We start from the raw sequence: 16,964 nt of genomic DNA on the forward strand, positions 1-16,964 counted from the left end.
TTATTTTAATATATTTCGCAAAAAGGTTAGACGGTATTGTTTACGGAAATGTTCCTTTACCATATACGCCACGCCATTATCTTCATAGGACCTCGTGATCCAATTCGCAGCATTTCGCACCTCTAATGGGGCATTTCCCATCGCCACGCCAAGACCTGCCCATTGAATAAGTGACAAATCATCTAAATCTGACCCAATAGCGACCACTTCTTCTCTTCTAATTCCATGATGTTCGCATAAAAATTGCACTCCTGCTAATTTTGATACCAATTTAGGAACAACTATTAGACGCTGTGGATTGGATTTAATACACTCTACTTCATCATACATTTCTTCTATGATCTTGATCGCATCATCTCGGTCATGTTTATGCTCAAATAATATTTCCATCATAGTTGGGGACATTGGATTCTCTTGGAAGCTTTCTCTTAGATCATCTACATATTGCTCTGAATAAGCCATGCGATTGGATTTTTGAAACACGACTCTTCCCATTAATTGATTAGGCAAAGTCATCTTATTTCCTAGCATAAATTTTTCATGAATGACTTTAATTTGACAGGAAAACGCTTCTAATAGACCAAGCATTTCTTCCGTAATATTTTCCGATATCCTTCTTACTAATACAGGTTTATCTATTTCCTTTCCAATAAAAGCGCCTTGATGGGCAATGATATGTTCCTCAATCTTTAAAGATTTCGCTACCCTTTTTGCAGCCAGGAAATTTCTTGATGTAGTGAGAATGATTTTAACATCTTTATCTTTAGCAAAATCAATAGCATCTTTCGTCACTTTATTTATACGGCCATTATCCTGCAATAAAGTGCCGTCAATATTCAAAGCCAGTAACTTATAAATCATGCTGATACCCCCCTATTGTGCAGGACCAACTCGTTCTACAAATATTTTATGCAAGCATGCACAAGTTAGAACCTGAAATAGGGGAGCGACAATTAAAAAGAACCGCTTATATAAAATATAAAACGGCTCTCTTTTTCATTACTACCCTTGTACAATCCCATATAAATCATCAAGTGGTTTGATGATTATTTTATTTAACTCTTGAATCGCCATACTCATTCTTTGCTCCGCTTCCATTAATTTTGTGACTTTTTCATTCTGTTGCACCTGATTTGCGATCAGTTGAGCTTGCTGTACCTCTTCTTCTGAAATATCTTGTCCAGCCATTTGTTTTTGCTGAAGTTGCATTTGAACTTGGCGAAAAGAATCAAACATGGATTTAGCTGTAGCATCCTTTTCCACCGCATCATACACCTTCTTTAGTTCTACATACTCTTCACTTTGACGTAAAGCTTTTTCAAGCTCATATGCGTAATCAAATAAATTTGCTGCCATAAATGAGATCTCCTCCTTCTCAAACAGTGTAACATACTAGGCAGTTATCATCACAATGATTCCTTGAATTAGGCCAATTGCCCCGCCAAGAATCGCACCAAGATACGTAATCATCGTGAGTTCCTTTTTTGCAATCGAAAGAACAAGCTCCTCCAATTTTGCTAACGAAAATTCCTCAATTTGTTCACGAACAATCTCCTCGACTTGGAACCTTTTCATAATTTCTTCTGTTCTTTCTACCAAGTAATTTCCACCAGCTTCTAAGAGAAAAGGAACCCATCTCTGATCAATCTTTTCTTTATAGGGAGAAACTAATTCATAAATTGGAAGTTGAAACAGCCTTTCCAATGGAATCGTCTTTTCTGTCCAATTTTCCAGGTGTTTTAACAATGTATCGTCCTGCCAGTTTGGAAATAAATCTTGGAGTGAGTTTTGTTGTAATTTTTGCCATTCTGATTGCAATATATTCGTAAGCAGCTGTTTTGTGCTGTCACTGTGCAAGAATTTGATGAGTTCTGGCTGTAAACGATCCACCAATGATTGATTGCCAACAAACATTTGGATCATCGACCAAATTCGTCCTCGGTCCTGAAAAAAATCCTCAATCATTGTATTTATTTTTTCTCTTCCTTGTTCACTAGAAAAATAAGCAATCACCTTCTCTAAGACTTTGTCGGAAAGCTCAGGGATTTTTTCTTGTACCTTCACACCCCATTGCTCTGGTACCAGTTCAATAAACGGTTCATCCGCATATTTTTGTTTTAAAGAGGCGTATTTTTGTTTCACTTTACTATGTAAATAGGCTTTCGCTTTTTGTTCTGCATTTTCTATCTGTAAAAAATGCAACAACTGTTCAATTGTCCATTTTTGCTCTAGCCAACTATGAACTTTATCGCTTACTAATGTTTCCATTTCATACTTAAATTTTGGGTCAGATAGCTTTTTTTGTATACTTTGAGGTGTTACTAAATGATTCACGACTAATTTTCCAACTTGTGTAGCAAGTTCCTTCTGCCTTTTTGGAATCAATCCTGGTGTAAAAGGAAGCTGCCATTTTCCAATATAAATGGGACGGTGTGGGCGAAAGAGCATTTGAATAGCCAAGAAATTCGTAAAACCACCAATGATTGCTCCAATCACCATCATAAATAATAATGTCCATATCCAATTTGGCATTTTTTAATTCCTCCTGAGTAGTTTAGCTCTAAATTCGTTATACCATTCCTTACGTTTCATGCAAAGGAAGGTTTCCTATCTTTGATTAGAAGCTAAGCGTTGTTCATGTTTTTTATTTAATGATCTGCTTTTATTTGGTAAACTACATAAGAGGTGAGAAATATGTTTCAACATTTTCAAGTTCAAACAATTCTTCCTAACCAGCAACATTTAGGATGGAAATTCTCCTTTTTTTACAAACAAAGAAAAATTTCCGGTCTTTATTACCCCAACGGTCAAATTCATTGGGAGAGCCCTTTAACATTCCTGGAAAGCAGAGACAAGCTCGAGAAACAGGTTCATGATTTAATGATATTCCATATTTATGATTATGAACGTTAATAGGGTTACCAATATTTAAGGAGCATGTAAAACACAGTCCGCTTCCATACTAAAATGGAAGGAGGCTGATGGTATGAATAAAAGCGAAAAGAAAAAAGAATTTTTACCTGATACCGACTTTGAAGGTCGTCATAAATTATATATGGATGTCGACCGAATGGTCAATGAAGGAATGTCCGGGGGGTCAGTCTTTATGAGAGAAGACTCCACCAATATTGAAGAAGCCATAGATTTCTTTCCTGAAGACGACCCTAGGGAGATATAAGAACAAAAGCGCAAGCGCCTGTTCAGCGACGTACTAACTTGGATAATAAGGTTGAACGGCTAAAATCGCGCCGTCCTGGCGGCAGACTCAATCGCGACGTCCTGTCGCTTCGTCTGCACTAGTACATCCTTGTACGTCGCAACGCCGTTCTGACCAACATCCTGTTGGCCTGAGATAAAGGAAATACGATGAACCACGAAATGCGGAAGGCGGTTGCTTAGGGGCGACAAGCAAATGTTCCTGAACCTAGGAAGGGCGGTTTTTCCCTTCCTAGGTTCAGGGTTATTTGACCTCGAGCCCCTACCGCCTGTAGCTAGACACCGAAGGGTGAATCGATGTTGACTTACGCAAGCAGGCACCGAAAGTTTGCTAGTCGCTGGGCGCTGGAGCTGGATGTCAACCACAACATAAGCAACTTATCCACAAGCTAGGATTTTATAAATTCCTAAGCAGTAAGAAAAGCGCAAACGCCCATTTTAAGGCGCGACGACAGATAAAAGGGCTGACTTCATTGTCAGCTCTTTTTCGAAAAATAAAGGAGTTCTATATGATTAAGCGATTATTACAACTATACCCTGAGGCAATTACCAGTTTAAAACCTAATACAGATTCAAGATATATTTGGTTAAAGGATGAAAGTACAGATTCTTATATAGGTATTCCCAATGCAAAATTAACGAAGGAAGAAATAACACTGCTCGCTACTCTCTTTCCATTAAGCCATAAACAAGAATTAGTTCGGACCCCTTTGGCAGAGGAGTGGTATCAATTTTTGACCAAAAATGGGAAAATCCCGTACTCCAAAGCGGAAAATATTCGTTTTATTCATTTTACAATCCCAAATATGCGTGATGATTTTCAGTACAATGAGTGGGAAGAAGCAACAAAAAGTCTCTTTTCTAATGAGGTGATCTTTGTACCTTTTAGCCATCATCATGGAGTCATCATTGAGGACCATCCAAACTTCTCCATATCAGAGGAAGAATTATCTTCTGCCATTGAAGCATTAGAAAGCGACTTTTTTATCAAAATTCATTTTTATCTTGGTTTTTTCCAACCTATTCAGAATCAAGTCAAACATCTATTTCAACTTGAGCAAAGATTATTGGCTGTTTCATTAACTGCTCATCCCGAAGAAAGAATTATGACACGGGAAAAAGTCATTCCTAATTATTCATATCTTAATCTTCCCGAACACGAGCGTCCTATTCTTTTTGCGGATGTTCACCAAATTTTATTGGATGATCCTGACTTAACAAAAACCATTAAAACATATATTGAAAACCAAGCAAATGCCACCTTAACCGCCAAACAATTGTTTATGCATCGCAACAGTCTTCAATACCGCATCGACAAATTTATTGAAAAAACAGGCATCGACATTAAAACATTCCATGGCGCGTTTTTTACATACCTAGCCTGCCTTCATGTAGATGGCCTTCAAGGACAATAAAAATTGGCACATTGCCCAAAATTGGAATTTGGATTTTGTGCACCTTGTCCATAGCCTAGTGAAAGCGGATTCTGTACAATGAAAGTACATTAATTTTAGGGGGTTTTATCAATGGCTGAATTACGTCTTGATGGTATTTATAAAGTTTATGATAATAAAGTAACAGCGGTATCTGATTTCAATCTTCATGTAGAAGATAAAGAATTTATCGTTTTTGTTGGACCTTCTGGTTGTGGTAAATCTACAACTCTACGGATGATTGCTGGATTGGAAGAAATTTCTCAAGGTGATTTCTACATCGATGATAAAAGAGTCAACGATGTCGCTCCTAAAGACCGCGATATTGCGATGGTATTCCAGAACTACGCTCTTTATCCACATATGACTGTATACGATAATATGGCATTTGGATTGAAATTACGTAAAATGCCGAAGAAAGAAATCGAGGAACGTGTCAATAATGCAGCAAGAATTCTTGGTCTTGAAAGCTTCCTAGACCGTAAGCCGAAAGCACTTTCCGGTGGACAACGTCAGCGTGTTGCTTTAGGACGTGCGATTGTCCGGGATGCAAAAGTGTTCCTAATGGACGAACCTTTATCTAACTTGGATGCAAAACTTCGTGTTCAAATGCGTGCGGAAATTGCGAAACTGCACCAAAGACTGCAAACAACAACAATCTACGTTACCCATGACCAAACAGAAGCGATGACAATGGCGACTAGAATTGTAGTTATGAAAGACGGAGTGATCCAACAAGTTGGTAGTCCAAAAGAAGTTTATGATAACCCAGAAAATATCTTTGTTGGTGGATTCATCGGTTCACCTGCAATGAACTTCTTCAACGGTAAGCTTGAAGAAGATGGATTCAAGATTGATGGTGGAGCAAAAGTAGCTGTTCCAGAAGGCAAAATGAAAATGCTTCGCGAACAAGGTTATGTTGGTAAAGATCTTATAATGGGCGTGCGTCCTGAAGATATCCATGATGAGCCAGCATTCATTGAAGCGTCACCTAATTCAAAAATCACTGTTAAAATTGATGTATCGGAACTTTTAGGTGCAGAAACACAACTTTATTCCTCAATAGGGGAACAAGAATTTGTCGCAAAAATTGATTCTAGAACCATTGCAGAACCGGGACAATCCATGGAACTTGCTTTGGACATGAATAAAGCCCATTTCTTTGATACTACTTCTGAACTAAGAATTCGCTAAAGCGAATAATTATATAAACAGTAAAAAACCTACCATTTTGAAAAAATTGGTAGGTTTTTTTACTATCTTTTAGAAAATAATATTCCTAATTGCAAAGCACCACTCTAAGTGCCGGGAAAAAATTCCCTCTAGCATTTAAGAATAATTTCAAAGCAACAAAACATAATAAAAAGTACAAAGCGTTTTTTTCGCTGGGTCTTACCTCAGTAGGGCACATATAAGTGTGCTGGTGCAATTCCAGCAGACCCAACCATACCATAATACAACAAGGAGATGACAGAAATGGCTAACAACAATTCAAACCAACTCTTAGTATCTGGTGCTGAGCAAGCAATTGACGCAATGAAAGTTGAAATCGCACAAGAATTTGGCGTAAACCTTGGAGCAGATACAACTTCTCGCGCTAACGGTTCTGTAGGTGGAGAAATCACAAAGCGCCTAGTATCTATGGCTCAACAACAACTTGGCGGCGGCTATAACAGCTAATAAAATTGAATATAATGGCTAAAGCCCCCGGATTTCGGGGGCTTTCCTATTATTTAATAGCTGGATCTAGCTCTAGGCGCCATCGGCAAGAGGCTCGCAGGAAGCGAGTCCATCGGCGTTGCGCCAGGACGGAGGCCAACAGGATGTTGGTCACAAAGGTGTTGCGCCAGGACGGCGCGTATTTAGCCTTTGAACCATACTTTAGCCGTTCATCCTTTGACAGGCGCCTTGCGCTTTTGTTCTTAAAGATTAACCATTTTTTTGGGATCAATCCACTCATCATATTGTTCTGCTGTTAAATAGCCAGTTTTAATGGCTGCTTCTTTTAAAGTTGTTCCCTCTTTAAAGGCTAATTTTGCAATCTCGGCCGCCTTTTCATAGCCAATATGAGGATTTAACGCTGTCACTAACATAAGAGAACGATTAACATTTTCCTCGATTGCATCTAGATTAGGTTCTAACCCTACAATACAATTTTCGTCAAAAGAAATCATACTATCAGCTAGAAGTCGAACAGACTGTAAGAAATTATAAATTATGACCGGCTTGAATACATTTAATTCAAAATTCCCTTGACTTGCTGCAAAGCCAATTGCCGCATCATTTCCCATTACTTGTGTTACAACCATTGTGATTGCTTCACTCTGTGTAGGATTTACTTTACCAGGCATGATAGAACTTCCTGGTTCATTAGCTGGAATCGACAGCTCGCCAATTCCGCTGCGAGGCCCGCTCGCTAACCAACGAACATCATTGGCAATCTTCATTAAATCAGCTGCCAATCCTTTTAAGGCACCGTGTACAAATACAATTTCATCATGGCTCGTTAATGCATGAAATTTATTATCTGACGAAACAAAAGGATAATTAGTTTGCTTGCTAAGTTGTTTTGCCACCATATTTCCAAATTCAGGATCTGCATTGATTCCAGTTCCTACTGCGGTACCGCCGATCGCAAGATGAAGCAGATGCTCGACACTTTCCTTAATCATTTTTTCACTTTTTTCTAACATGGCACGCCAGCCGCTAATTTCTTGACCTAATGTTAAAGGGGTTGCATCTTGTAGATGGGTACGCCCAATTTTAATAATGTCCATATAAGCTTGCTCTTTTTCCCGTAACGTTGATTTAAGTTGCTGTAAAGCAGGCAATAATAATTCTTGGACTTCTTGGTATGCTGCAACATGCATGGCTGTTGGAAATGTATCATTAGAACTTTGCGACATATTCACATCATCATTTGGGTGAACCTTTTCCTCAATTCCTTGCTCCACCAATAATTCGTTCGCACGTCTTGAAACCACTTCATTCACGTTCATATTCGATTGGGTTCCGCTTCCAGTTTGCCACACAACAAGAGGAAAATGTTCGTCGAATTTTCCTTCGAGTACTTCGTCACAAGCCTGGCTGATGGCTGTTTTTTTTGCGGAAGAAAGTTTACCTAATTGATGGTTTGCGATCGCTGCCGCCTTCTTAAGTTGAGAAAAGGCTTTAATTACTTCCATAGAAACCTTTTCAGTACCAATTTTAAAGTTCTGTTTACTTCTTTGCGTTTGAGCACCCCAATACTTGTCATTTTGTACTTTAATTTCTCCGATTGTATCTTTCTCAATACGATAATCCATATGTATAGCCTCCTATTTCTTTCATCCTCTCCTCCATTTTCTCATAATCAACGTAATTTTTCATCTCCCTGCATTCATAATGTATGTAAGAATAAAAAGGGCAATCCAATCATCGAAAGTTCGTCTGATTAGATCACCCTTTGGGAATGCTTTATTCTAGTTGTTTAAGTTTGTTTTTTATTTTATCCTCTATTCCACGCCATTTCCCTTTTCCCTTATCCAACTTCTCCATCCATTTTTCTGCTTCTTTTGTCATTTTTTCGTCAAAATCTTTTAATTTATCTTTAATTGAGCGATTATCCTTTTTATTTTGTTCTTCTATATGTTGATTGATCGATTTTATTTTAAAATCATCATTTTCTACATGGGGAAGGCTATTCGCCATGATACTGCGGAAAATTGGCGTGACCACATCACCGCTTGATCCTTTTAAATAATGCTGTTGGTCAGTATAATCATATCCGAGCCACACTGCCCCGACTAAATTGGGTGTATAGCCAACAAACCACTGATCCTTCGTACCATTTTCATCGTAGGATACCTGTGTGGATCCTGTCTTCCCTGCTAGCTTGTAACCATCTATTTTGGCTTTTTTTCCTGTACCGGAATCAATGACGTTCAATAACATAGAGGTCATTTGTTCAGCTGTAATAGAATCCATCACTCGAGTTTTCTTCGGATGTACCTCTACTTCTACATTCCCCGTTGGCCCTACAATTTTAGTAATAATATGACTTTGAATACGCTGGCCACCATTGGCAAAAGCCGAGTAAGCTTCAGCCATTTGCTTGGGCGAATAGCCTGTATCTGTGCCCCCAAGAGCCAGACTCAAATTTTTATCTTTTTCAGAAACAGAAAGCCCAAACTTCTGAAGTGCATCACTGCTCTTTTCTATGCCAATTTCATTTAATAACCAAACGGCAGGAACATTTAAAGAATCTTCCACCGCCTGATACATCGGAACTTCACCTGCATACTGATGGTTTGCATTTCGCGGCTTATAGCCATCAAAAGAAAGGGACTCTTCGTCTTTCAATATCGAATAAGCTGTGTAGCCAGCTTCTAAAGCAGGTGTGTAGACAGCTAAAGGCTTGATAATAGACCCTGGCTGTGCTGTTAATTGGGTTGCCCGGTTATACCCACGAAAAGTATGTTCTCCCCTGCCCCCTACGAGGCCTCTTACTCCCCCAGTTTTCGGATCAAGTAAAACGGCACCACTCTGGGCTAAAGTTCCGTCACTACTAACCGGAAATAGAGCATCATTCTTGTACACATTTTCTAATGAGGATTGCAGATTTTGGTCCATCTGTGTATAGATTTTATAACCTCTCGTTAGGATTTCATCTTGAGTAAGACCATACTTATAGATGGCTTCATTTAATACAGCATCAACATAATAAGGATATTTTCCTTTTAAAGGATCCTCACCTTGATTATTTAATACGATCTCCTCATTTAACGCTTGATTCATCTCTTCTTCTGTAATCATTCCGTGCTTTTCCATCTGTCTTAAAACAAGATCACGTCGCTGTAATGATGCCTCCATATTTTTATATGGATCTAATGCAGATGGTCGGTTGATAATACCTGCTAACATGGCAGCTTCACTAATCGTAATATTCCGTACATCTTTACCAAAAAATGTTTTAGAAGCGTTTTGAACTCCCCAGCCACCACTTCCAAAAAACACTTGATTCATATACATTTCCAAAATCTCATCTTTTGTAAAGGACTTTTCCAACTTTACGGCAAGAAAGATTTCCTCAAGCTTTCGTTTATACGTTCTTTCAGGTGATAATAAAGCAACCTTCGTTAATTGCTGTGTAATTGTACTACCACCCGCAGTAATTCTTCCCGCTTTTAAATTGGAGAAAAAGGCCCGCATGATTCCTTTGACATCGAAACCATTATGCTCCCGAAATCGATGGTCCTCAATCGCAATAATTGCTTCTTGTAAATGCTCTGGAACTTCGTCGATCGAGACACCTTCCATCCTATTCGCAGAGATCTTACTTGCCTCATCTCCATCTTTATCATAAATAACCGTGGATTGTGATAATCCTTGTTTTAGTGCTTCTACATTTGTTGTACTAGCAAGCCACGCAAAATACCCCAAACCAAGCAAAACAACGAGGGAAATCATCAAGATTAAAATCTGATTCAGATGCGCTTTTTTCCAAAATCTTTTGATTGCCTGTATGATTGTTGTGATTGATTTCATATCAATTTCACCACTTCTTTAAGATCATTCACCAAATACACTATAATACTTTTATATAAGATATTCTACACCTTCTTACTTATTCTTACATGATTTTACCCTTTTATTAGATAAATGTCTGTTCGTTATTGAGGACGCATATAAAAATTGTATGATAATATATATAATACAAGCAAATGCCCCAAAAAACATTGTAATTTATTGGAAAATATAGAAGGATATTTATTGTAAGAGCAGAATTTAATTATTATAGAGAAGAGGTGAAAAGATGAGCCAAATAAAAGAAAATATTCTAACCTTTATACAAATGCAGCAGAACATGATTTTGGCACATTGGAAAGAAAAGCTTCTTAAGTCACCAGATAATGTATTTAATGAATGGATGGAAACTCATCTTAAGTGGATGTTGGATATATTCCTACAAGCATTTGCATTATCTGAGATAGAGAAAGAAAAATATTTACTAGAAAAAGCCCAAGAACTTTCAAATAAAATGATGTACAAACCAAATATTGTCCATGTCTTGGTACAGAATATTACGAGTATAAAGGCGGAAGTGAAAGCGATTATATTTAAATTGCCCGTTCGAGAAGAAACCCATTTTGCTTTTTGTTCTAAACTGTTTTCCATTGTTGATTCCTTTATTTTTTATTTGTTGCAATGTCTAGCGGAATCAGAAAATACTTTAAATGAAGCTAAAAAGGAACATGAAGATCGCTTAACCCTCTTAGGACAAATGACAGCGAGTTTTGTTCATGAATTTCGTAACCCCTTAACAACGGTAGATGGATTTATTCAATTACTTCGTGCTGATCGGCCAGATCTTCCCTATCTAGATATTATTCAAGATGAGTTAAGCGATTTGAAAGTAAAAATAACTCAATTTCTTATGCTATCTAAAAAAGAAAAAACAAATCAAAAAAAAGCTGTTTTTTCCTTATCCGATCAATTTGATCAAATCCTTTCCTTCATTTATCCTAAAATTTTAGAGTCCAACGTACAACTTGATACAAATTTTAATGGGAAATTATACATAAATGGGTATGCGGATGAAATAAAGCAAGTCCTCATCAATATTATTTTCAATGCGATAGAAGCTATGTCCCTCCAAGTTTCTAAACCGATTATAAAAATAACAGGCTATCAAGAACAACAACAAAACTATATAAAAATTGCCAATTCTGGTCCGAAAATTCCTGAGAACATCGTTGAAACGATTTTCGACCCGTTCTTTACCACTAAAAATTCTGGAACAGGATTAGGGCTTTATGTATGTAAAGAAATTATTAATAAACACCATGGTCATTTAACCTGCTCGTCTAATGAAAACTGGACTGAGTTCACCATTATTCTACCTGTCTGTCAAGTAAAAAAATAAAATTTGAGTGGAGAGAAAATTCTCTCCACTTTCCTGTTTTAGTAATAAGCTTTTAGTTGATCGTTTTATTCTATAACCAAGCTGCACCAACGATAATCAACAGGATAAATAATACAACAATCAACGCAAAGCCGCCGTGGAAACCATAACCAGCTCCACCAGCATATCCGCCGTAGCCGCCGCAGCCGCCGCATCCGAAGCCCATATTCTCACCTCCAGGTCAGAATTAAAGAGTGAATGATCACCCTTGCACCATATACTATTCAAAAGATCGAAAAAATGTATGGACACTGTAAATCTTTTTTACTTTTATCCGTTATTTATTTTGATATACTTAAATGTACGACCTGAAAGGAGTTCTTACATTGAAATCACTTGTCTTAGCGGAGAAACCGAGTGTGGCACGAGATCTTGCTCGTGTATTAGGCTGTTCTCATAAACAAAAACATTATATTGAAGGACCGAAATACATTGTCACATGGGCTCTAGGCCATCTTATTGAATTAAAAATGCCTGAAGATTATGATCCAAAATATAAAACTTGGAAAATGGAGGATTTACCGATTATTCCCGATAAAATGGGACTTAAAATCATTCGGCAAACAGCTCCACAATTTAAAGGTATCCAACAGCTTGTAAAGCGAAAAGATCTATCTGAACTTATTATTGCAACAGATGCAGGACGTGAAGGAGAACTTGTGGCCAGGTGGATTATCGAAAAAGTCCACTGGAAAAAACCAGTCAAACGACTGTGGATTTCTTCGCAAACGGATCGTGCGATTAAAGAAGGGTTTAAACAATTAAAACCTGCAAAACAATATGATTCCTTATATGAATCGGCTGTTTGCCGTTCTGAAGCTGATTGGCTCATTGGACTTAATGTCACTCGTGCTTTGACAACCAAATATGATGATCCTCTGTCAGCTGGCCGGGTGCAAACACCAACCCTGTCCATGATTCTCGATCAAGAGAAACAAATTCAAGCCTTTGTCCCAAAAGAATATTGGGTCATCCAAGCGAAAATAGGATTATTAAATGCCACTTGGCATCATAATGGGGAACAACGAATATTCAGTGAAGCAAAAGCGAATGAAATTGTTCATAAAATAGAAAAGCAGCAAGCCGAGGTAATCGAAGTCAATCGAAAGGAGAAGTCCGAACAGCAGCCTTTACCTTATGATTTGACGGCGTTACAAAGAGATGCCAATCGCCGATTTGGATTCTCAGCTAAGAAGACGCTAAATGTTCTGCAAAATTTATATGAACAACATAAGTTAGTCACATACCCACGAACAGATTCACGTTATTTAACATCAGATTTGGAAGGCACAATGAGCGATCGCTTGCAAGCGATCCTTTCAGCTTTTAAGGAAGATGTCCAGCCTGTTTTAAAAGGGAAAGTACTAGCAAGGAAAGTTTTTAATAATGAAAGAGTAACGGATCACCATGCTCTAATCCCAACCGACGAACGACCGAAATTAGGAAATCTTTCCGCTGATGAACGAAAATTGTATGAAATGATTGTGAGTCGATTTTTAGCTCTATTTTATCCGAAATACCGCTATGAAATGATCAAAGTAGAATTTAAAGTAGCTGGCCACACATTCAATGCCCATGAATCGATTGTATTAGATTCTGGTTTTAAAGCTGTTACGGGAAAAGGCGATGAAAAGGACAAGGTCGGCCAAATGGGGAAGATAAAAAAAGGCATGACTTTTTCTGTAGCAAATATTCAAGCAGAAAAAAAATTAACCGAACCACCGGCTCAATTTACAGAAGCGGATTTACTTGCCAGAATGGAGAAGTACGGATTGGGCACACCAGCTACTCGGGCTGACATTATTGAAAAATTGCTTAGTTCTGATACCATTGATCGGCAAAATAATCGTCTTCACCCAACTCCAAAAGGAAAACAACTGATCGATTTAGTAAACGATGAGTTAAAATCGCCGAAGTTAACAGCAAAATGGGAGTCAGAATTAGAGGCGATTGCCCGAGGAAAAGGAAAGGCAGAGCAATTCCTGAAAAAAATCCGTCAACAAACGAAACAGCTTGTGGCGGAAGTAAAATCAAGTGATAAAAAATATAAAGCCCATAATTTAACGGGAGCAAAATGTCCTGACTGTGGTTCCTTTATGAAGGAAGTAAAAGGCCGTGATGGTCGAATGTTGGTTTGTTCAAACAGAGATTGCCAATTCCGTAAACGAAAGGATCCCAAACTTTCCAATCGCCGTTGTCCACAATGCCATAAAAAAATGGAAATTCATAACGGAAAAGCAGGCACCTATTTTCAATGTCGGAATTGTAATCTCGTGGAAAAAGCCAATAAGCAGAAAAAAACTGTAACTAAGAGGGAAGAAAAACAATTATTGAAAAAGTATACAAAAGATGAAAACTTCGGTAATAGCTTGGCCGATGCATTAAAAGCTGCTATGAAAGATCAAAAATAACCGCATAACATAGCTTTTTACAAGCGGATGGAGCCGAACTCGTCTGGCGACGGGGCGCGGCTCCATGTATTTTTTAAGACGATAGTTTAAAATTCTTTACTTTGTCTTGCAGGTTTTCAGTCATAGTCTGCATCGTTTCCATAAGGGCCGCGATTTCTTCAATACCAGCTGTTTGTTCTTCCGTATTCGCAGCTATTTCATTTGTACTGTTCCGATTCTCATTAGCTTTTTCTTCTACACTCTTCATCCCTGCAACAATCAGCTGAACACTCTCATTGATCTTAGTGATTTCGTTATACATATCACGTATTTCATTCGTTACCGTTGTAATGGATTCGTGAATCCCTTTGAAAGCGAGTCCACCACTCTCAATCATTTCCCTCCCAAGCTTCACACCTTGCACACTTTGGGTCGTGACTACCGCTACATTTCTCGTATCTTCCTGTATTTCATGAATTAAGATCCCAATTTGTTGGGCAGATTGCGCTGATTGTTCTGCTAGCTTTCTAATTTCAGCTGCTACAACCGCAAATCCTTTTCCATGCTCCCCTGCTCTTGATGCTTCAATCGCTGCGTTCAATGCTAATAGATTGGTTTGATCGGAGATCGTTGTGATCGCGGTTAATATTTGATCGATTTGCTCAGATTTTTTAGAAAGAACCCCCATCGAATCGGTTAAATCTCCCATCCTGTCATTCATTAATCCCATTTGTAAGATCGCTTTTTGAAGTGTTTGATCGCCATTTTCTGTTTGCTTCAATGTTTGAACAGATGCTTCATTCAAAGTATGCGCCCGTTTACTAATTCGTTGTGTCCTTAAAGAAATATCATTTAATGTCTCATTCGTTTTTTGCACGATCTCTACTTGCAATTGCGAGCTTGTTTGCACCTTTTGCAGATCACTTGAATTTTGTTCGGCTGATTCGGCCAGTTCTTCTGTTCCTGAAGCTAGTTGCAAAGACGCCTGAGCTACTTCTTCTGAATTCCTTGATACCTGCCCTAATATATCCCGAAAATGAATGACCAGTTGGTTGAGGTCAGTAGAAAGCTGTCCAATTTCATCTTTTTGATTGAGGTCAAGCTCTGTTCCTGTTAAATCTCCCTCCGCAACTTTTCTCGCATAAACAATTATTTTATTTAATGGATCGGTTGCACGCTTTATTAGAAAGATTGTCACTAGACCTAATAAAAGGATTGGAATAATAGAAAATAATAAACTTCCTTTTACCATCTGCCATGTTCTTTCATGAAGAATGCCGGCTTCAAAATCGATCGCACTAATCGCGATAATTTCATTATTAGGATTATGATCTTTAAAAATCGGAGCATAGCCTGTTAACCTTTTCATACCTGCAAATGCATAAACATCAGAGTATGTAGGGGCTTTTGTTTCTAATAGCTCGGCAATCGCTTCTTTATCGATCTCAAATTGATCCCCCACGGCAATACCTTGTTTTGCTACATTCTCATCAACGGCTAAGACAACACCTTTCGGATCGATTATATATTGACCTTCAAAAATATGTTTATGCTCTGTTGTCCAACCAATTTCATTCCCTAATTTTGCAGAAAGCGTGCTGTCCCCCGCTAATATTTTTTCAATATCAGTTGGATTAACAAGTGCCGTTGTAATATTGGCACAGCCATATAATTCAATTCCTGCTGTTTTCTTAATTTCATTATAATTTGTGCGATACATGGATAATGAAATCACAAGGATACAAAATAATAGAATCCCCATAATCATTGTCCCTAGTTTGAGTGTCAGCCGATTGTGTTTCATGCTGTGCATCCTTTCATTTTAAGATACATTCACACTTAATATCGGCATTTCCAAAAGAATATCAAGGGACATGTCACTTTAAATTGAATTGCCCAACAATTTCACTTCACCGGAGGCCCACAGGACGTGGGTCAAAACGGCGTTGCGCCAGGACGGCGCGAACTTAGCCGTTTATCCTTGTTGTAGAGCTGTTCATCCACTTGATCCTTACTTTTTGAACATCCTCTTATCTGGGAAGATGTTGAAGGAAGTTCCTTCCAGCAAACCCTTTTACATCATCTTCGGAATAATATTTCAATAGTTCATTAATTAAGTTTTGATGCTTGGAAGCATCCTCTAAACCAACAATATATTTATCAATGCCATCAAAGTCGGAACCTAATCCGATTTGTTTGACACCGCCTAGGGAACAAAAATGCTCGATATGCCGAAGTAAATCTGTGATCTTCGCTTGTCCTGTACTTGATGTGAAAAGCGGATGATACACAACATGAATAAGTCCGTTTTTTTGAAATAAAGCGAGAGCCTGTTCATCGGTTAAATTTCTACGATGAGGGCAAATCGCCTTTGCATTCGAATGGCTTGCAATCGGATAATCGGCAAGCTCCATCACTTCCCAGAAACCTTTCTCTGCTAAATGAGAGACATCTGTGAAACTCTTATACGTATTATTTAAAGCGATGATTTCTTTTCCAAAAGAGGTTAATCCTGCACCTCTTGGTTCCCCCACTCCATCTGCAGCTAGATTAGCAAAATTCCACGTTAAACCGACCGAACGGACACCTAATTGGTATAAAATCCTAAGCTTATGCACATCATTCCCTATACAGTCCACCCCTTCAAGGGTTAAAATCGCACCGATTTCATTGGGTTCCAATGAGTAAATGGAATCCCAATCTTTGATCTGCTTCATATCCGGATTTTTCTCAAGTACTTTTGTATGGAAATAATCCACCTGGTCAAGAGCGGCTTGAAATTGTTCCTCCGCCTTTATTTCTGGAGGAATAAAAATCGCAAAACATTGAATTTTAACCTTTCCTTTTTTTAATCGCTCCAAATTTGTATCCAATTCCTCTCCATTTCGAAACGATAAAGCGCCCTTGCTTTCCCAGATTTTTAATAATGCGTCACAATGTAAATCGATAATATTCAACTAGCTCACCTCCTATTGGCCTTAT

The 16,964-nt window shown here is 38.2% G+C and carries 14 protein-coding genes and 1 pseudogene; 7 read left to right on the plus strand and 8 right to left on the minus strand.

The window, feature by feature from the left end:
• From KI363_RS14835 to KI363_RS14845, 3 genes are all read right to left on the minus strand, one after another.
• On the minus strand, nucleotides 1-861 hold the full coding sequence (locus KI363_RS14835) for a Cof-type HAD-IIB family hydrolase (RefSeq protein WP_212966826.1): 861 nt from the start codon (nucleotides 859-861) through the stop codon (nucleotides 1-3).
• 141 nt (nucleotides 862-1,002) lie between these two features.
• On the minus strand, nucleotides 1,003-1,356 hold the full coding sequence (locus KI363_RS14840) for a YlbF/YmcA family competence regulator (protein WP_158323779.1): 354 nt from the start codon (nucleotides 1,354-1,356) through the stop codon (nucleotides 1,003-1,005).
• A gap of 36 nt (nucleotides 1,357-1,392) precedes the next feature.
• The gene (locus tag KI363_RS14845; protein WP_212966827.1) at nucleotides 1,393-2,532 is read right to left on the minus strand and encodes a DUF445 domain-containing protein; all 1,140 of its coding nucleotides are present in this window, start codon (nucleotides 2,530-2,532) and stop codon (nucleotides 1,393-1,395) included.
• A gap of 162 nt (nucleotides 2,533-2,694) precedes the next feature.
• On the opposite strand from KI363_RS14845, the gene KI363_RS22400 reads away from it, so the two are divergent.
• The 5 genes from KI363_RS22400 (at nucleotide 2,695) to KI363_RS14870 (ending at nucleotide 6,329) form a co-directional block, all read left to right on the plus strand.
• Nucleotides 2,695-2,913: a DUF5342 family protein gene (locus KI363_RS22400; RefSeq protein WP_191967559.1), complete on the plus strand. Its 219-nt coding sequence runs from the start codon at nucleotides 2,695-2,697 to the stop codon at nucleotides 2,911-2,913.
• A gap of 73 nt (nucleotides 2,914-2,986) precedes the next feature.
• Nucleotides 2,987-3,178, plus strand: a complete 192-nt coding sequence (locus KI363_RS14855) for a hypothetical protein (protein ID WP_158323781.1) — start codon at nucleotides 2,987-2,989, stop codon at nucleotides 3,176-3,178.
• Nucleotides 3,179-3,725: 547 nt separating this feature from the next.
• A complete protein-coding gene (locus KI363_RS14860; RefSeq protein ID WP_158324038.1) occupies nucleotides 3,726-4,631 on the plus strand; it encodes a helix-turn-helix domain-containing protein in 906 nt (301 codons plus the stop codon).
• Nucleotides 4,632-4,742: 111 nt separating this feature from the next.
• Nucleotides 4,743-5,843 (plus strand): ABC transporter ATP-binding protein, encoded by a 1,101-nt coding sequence (locus tag KI363_RS14865; RefSeq protein WP_158324039.1) that lies wholly within the window; start codon nucleotides 4,743-4,745, stop codon nucleotides 5,841-5,843.
• A gap of 282 nt (nucleotides 5,844-6,125) precedes the next feature.
• On the plus strand, nucleotides 6,126-6,329 hold the full coding sequence (locus KI363_RS14870) for an alpha/beta-type small acid-soluble spore protein (protein WP_158324040.1): 204 nt from the start codon (nucleotides 6,126-6,128) through the stop codon (nucleotides 6,327-6,329).
• Nucleotides 6,330-6,571: 242 nt separating this feature from the next.
• Here KI363_RS14870 and fumC read toward each other — a convergent pair whose 3' ends face one another.
• Nucleotides 6,572-7,954, minus strand: a complete 1,383-nt coding sequence (gene fumC / locus KI363_RS14875; protein WP_158324041.1) for a class II fumarate hydratase — start codon at nucleotides 7,952-7,954, stop codon at nucleotides 6,572-6,574.
• 151 nt (nucleotides 7,955-8,105) lie between these two features.
• Complete coding sequence (locus tag KI363_RS14880) at nucleotides 8,106-10,175, minus strand: transglycosylase domain-containing protein (RefSeq protein ID WP_212966828.1); 2,070 nt, start codon at nucleotides 10,173-10,175, stop codon at nucleotides 8,106-8,108.
• A 268-nt stretch (nucleotides 10,176-10,443) separates the two neighbouring features.
• Between KI363_RS14880 and KI363_RS14885 the strand changes: the two genes are divergently transcribed.
• Nucleotides 10,444-11,553, plus strand: coding sequence for a sensor histidine kinase (locus tag KI363_RS14885; protein ID WP_212966829.1), 1,110 nt, complete (start codon nucleotides 10,444-10,446; stop codon nucleotides 11,551-11,553).
• 70 nt (nucleotides 11,554-11,623) lie between these two features.
• On the opposite strand, the pseudogene KI363_RS22285 reads toward KI363_RS14885, so the two are convergent.
• Nucleotides 11,624-11,695, minus strand: a pseudogene (locus KI363_RS22285) (YjcZ family sporulation protein); the annotation flags it as partial.
• Between the two features lie 223 nt (nucleotides 11,696-11,918).
• Here KI363_RS22285 and KI363_RS14895 point away from each other — a divergent pair.
• Nucleotides 11,919-14,003 (plus strand): DNA topoisomerase III, encoded by a 2,085-nt coding sequence (locus KI363_RS14895; RefSeq protein WP_212966831.1) that lies wholly within the window; start codon nucleotides 11,919-11,921, stop codon nucleotides 14,001-14,003.
• A 73-nt stretch (nucleotides 14,004-14,076) separates the two neighbouring features.
• Here the strand turns inward: KI363_RS14895 and KI363_RS14900 are convergent, their stop codons facing one another.
• Nucleotides 14,077-15,786 carry a methyl-accepting chemotaxis protein gene (locus tag KI363_RS14900; protein WP_212966832.1) on the minus strand — a complete coding sequence of 570 codons (1,710 nt, stop codon included), beginning with the start codon at nucleotides 15,784-15,786 and terminating at the stop codon, nucleotides 14,077-14,079.
• A gap of 226 nt (nucleotides 15,787-16,012) precedes the next feature.
• Entirely contained in the window at nucleotides 16,013-16,939 is a 927-nt protein-coding gene (locus KI363_RS14905) for a dipeptidase (protein ID WP_212966833.1), read from the minus strand.
• Between the last annotated feature and the right edge of the window lie 25 nt (nucleotides 16,940-16,964).

The sequence above is a fragment of the Lederbergia ruris genome (genome assembly GCF_018332955.1).
In the GTDB taxonomy this organism is placed as follows: Bacteria; Bacillota; Bacilli; order Bacillales; family Bacillaceae_C; genus Lederbergia; species Lederbergia ruris.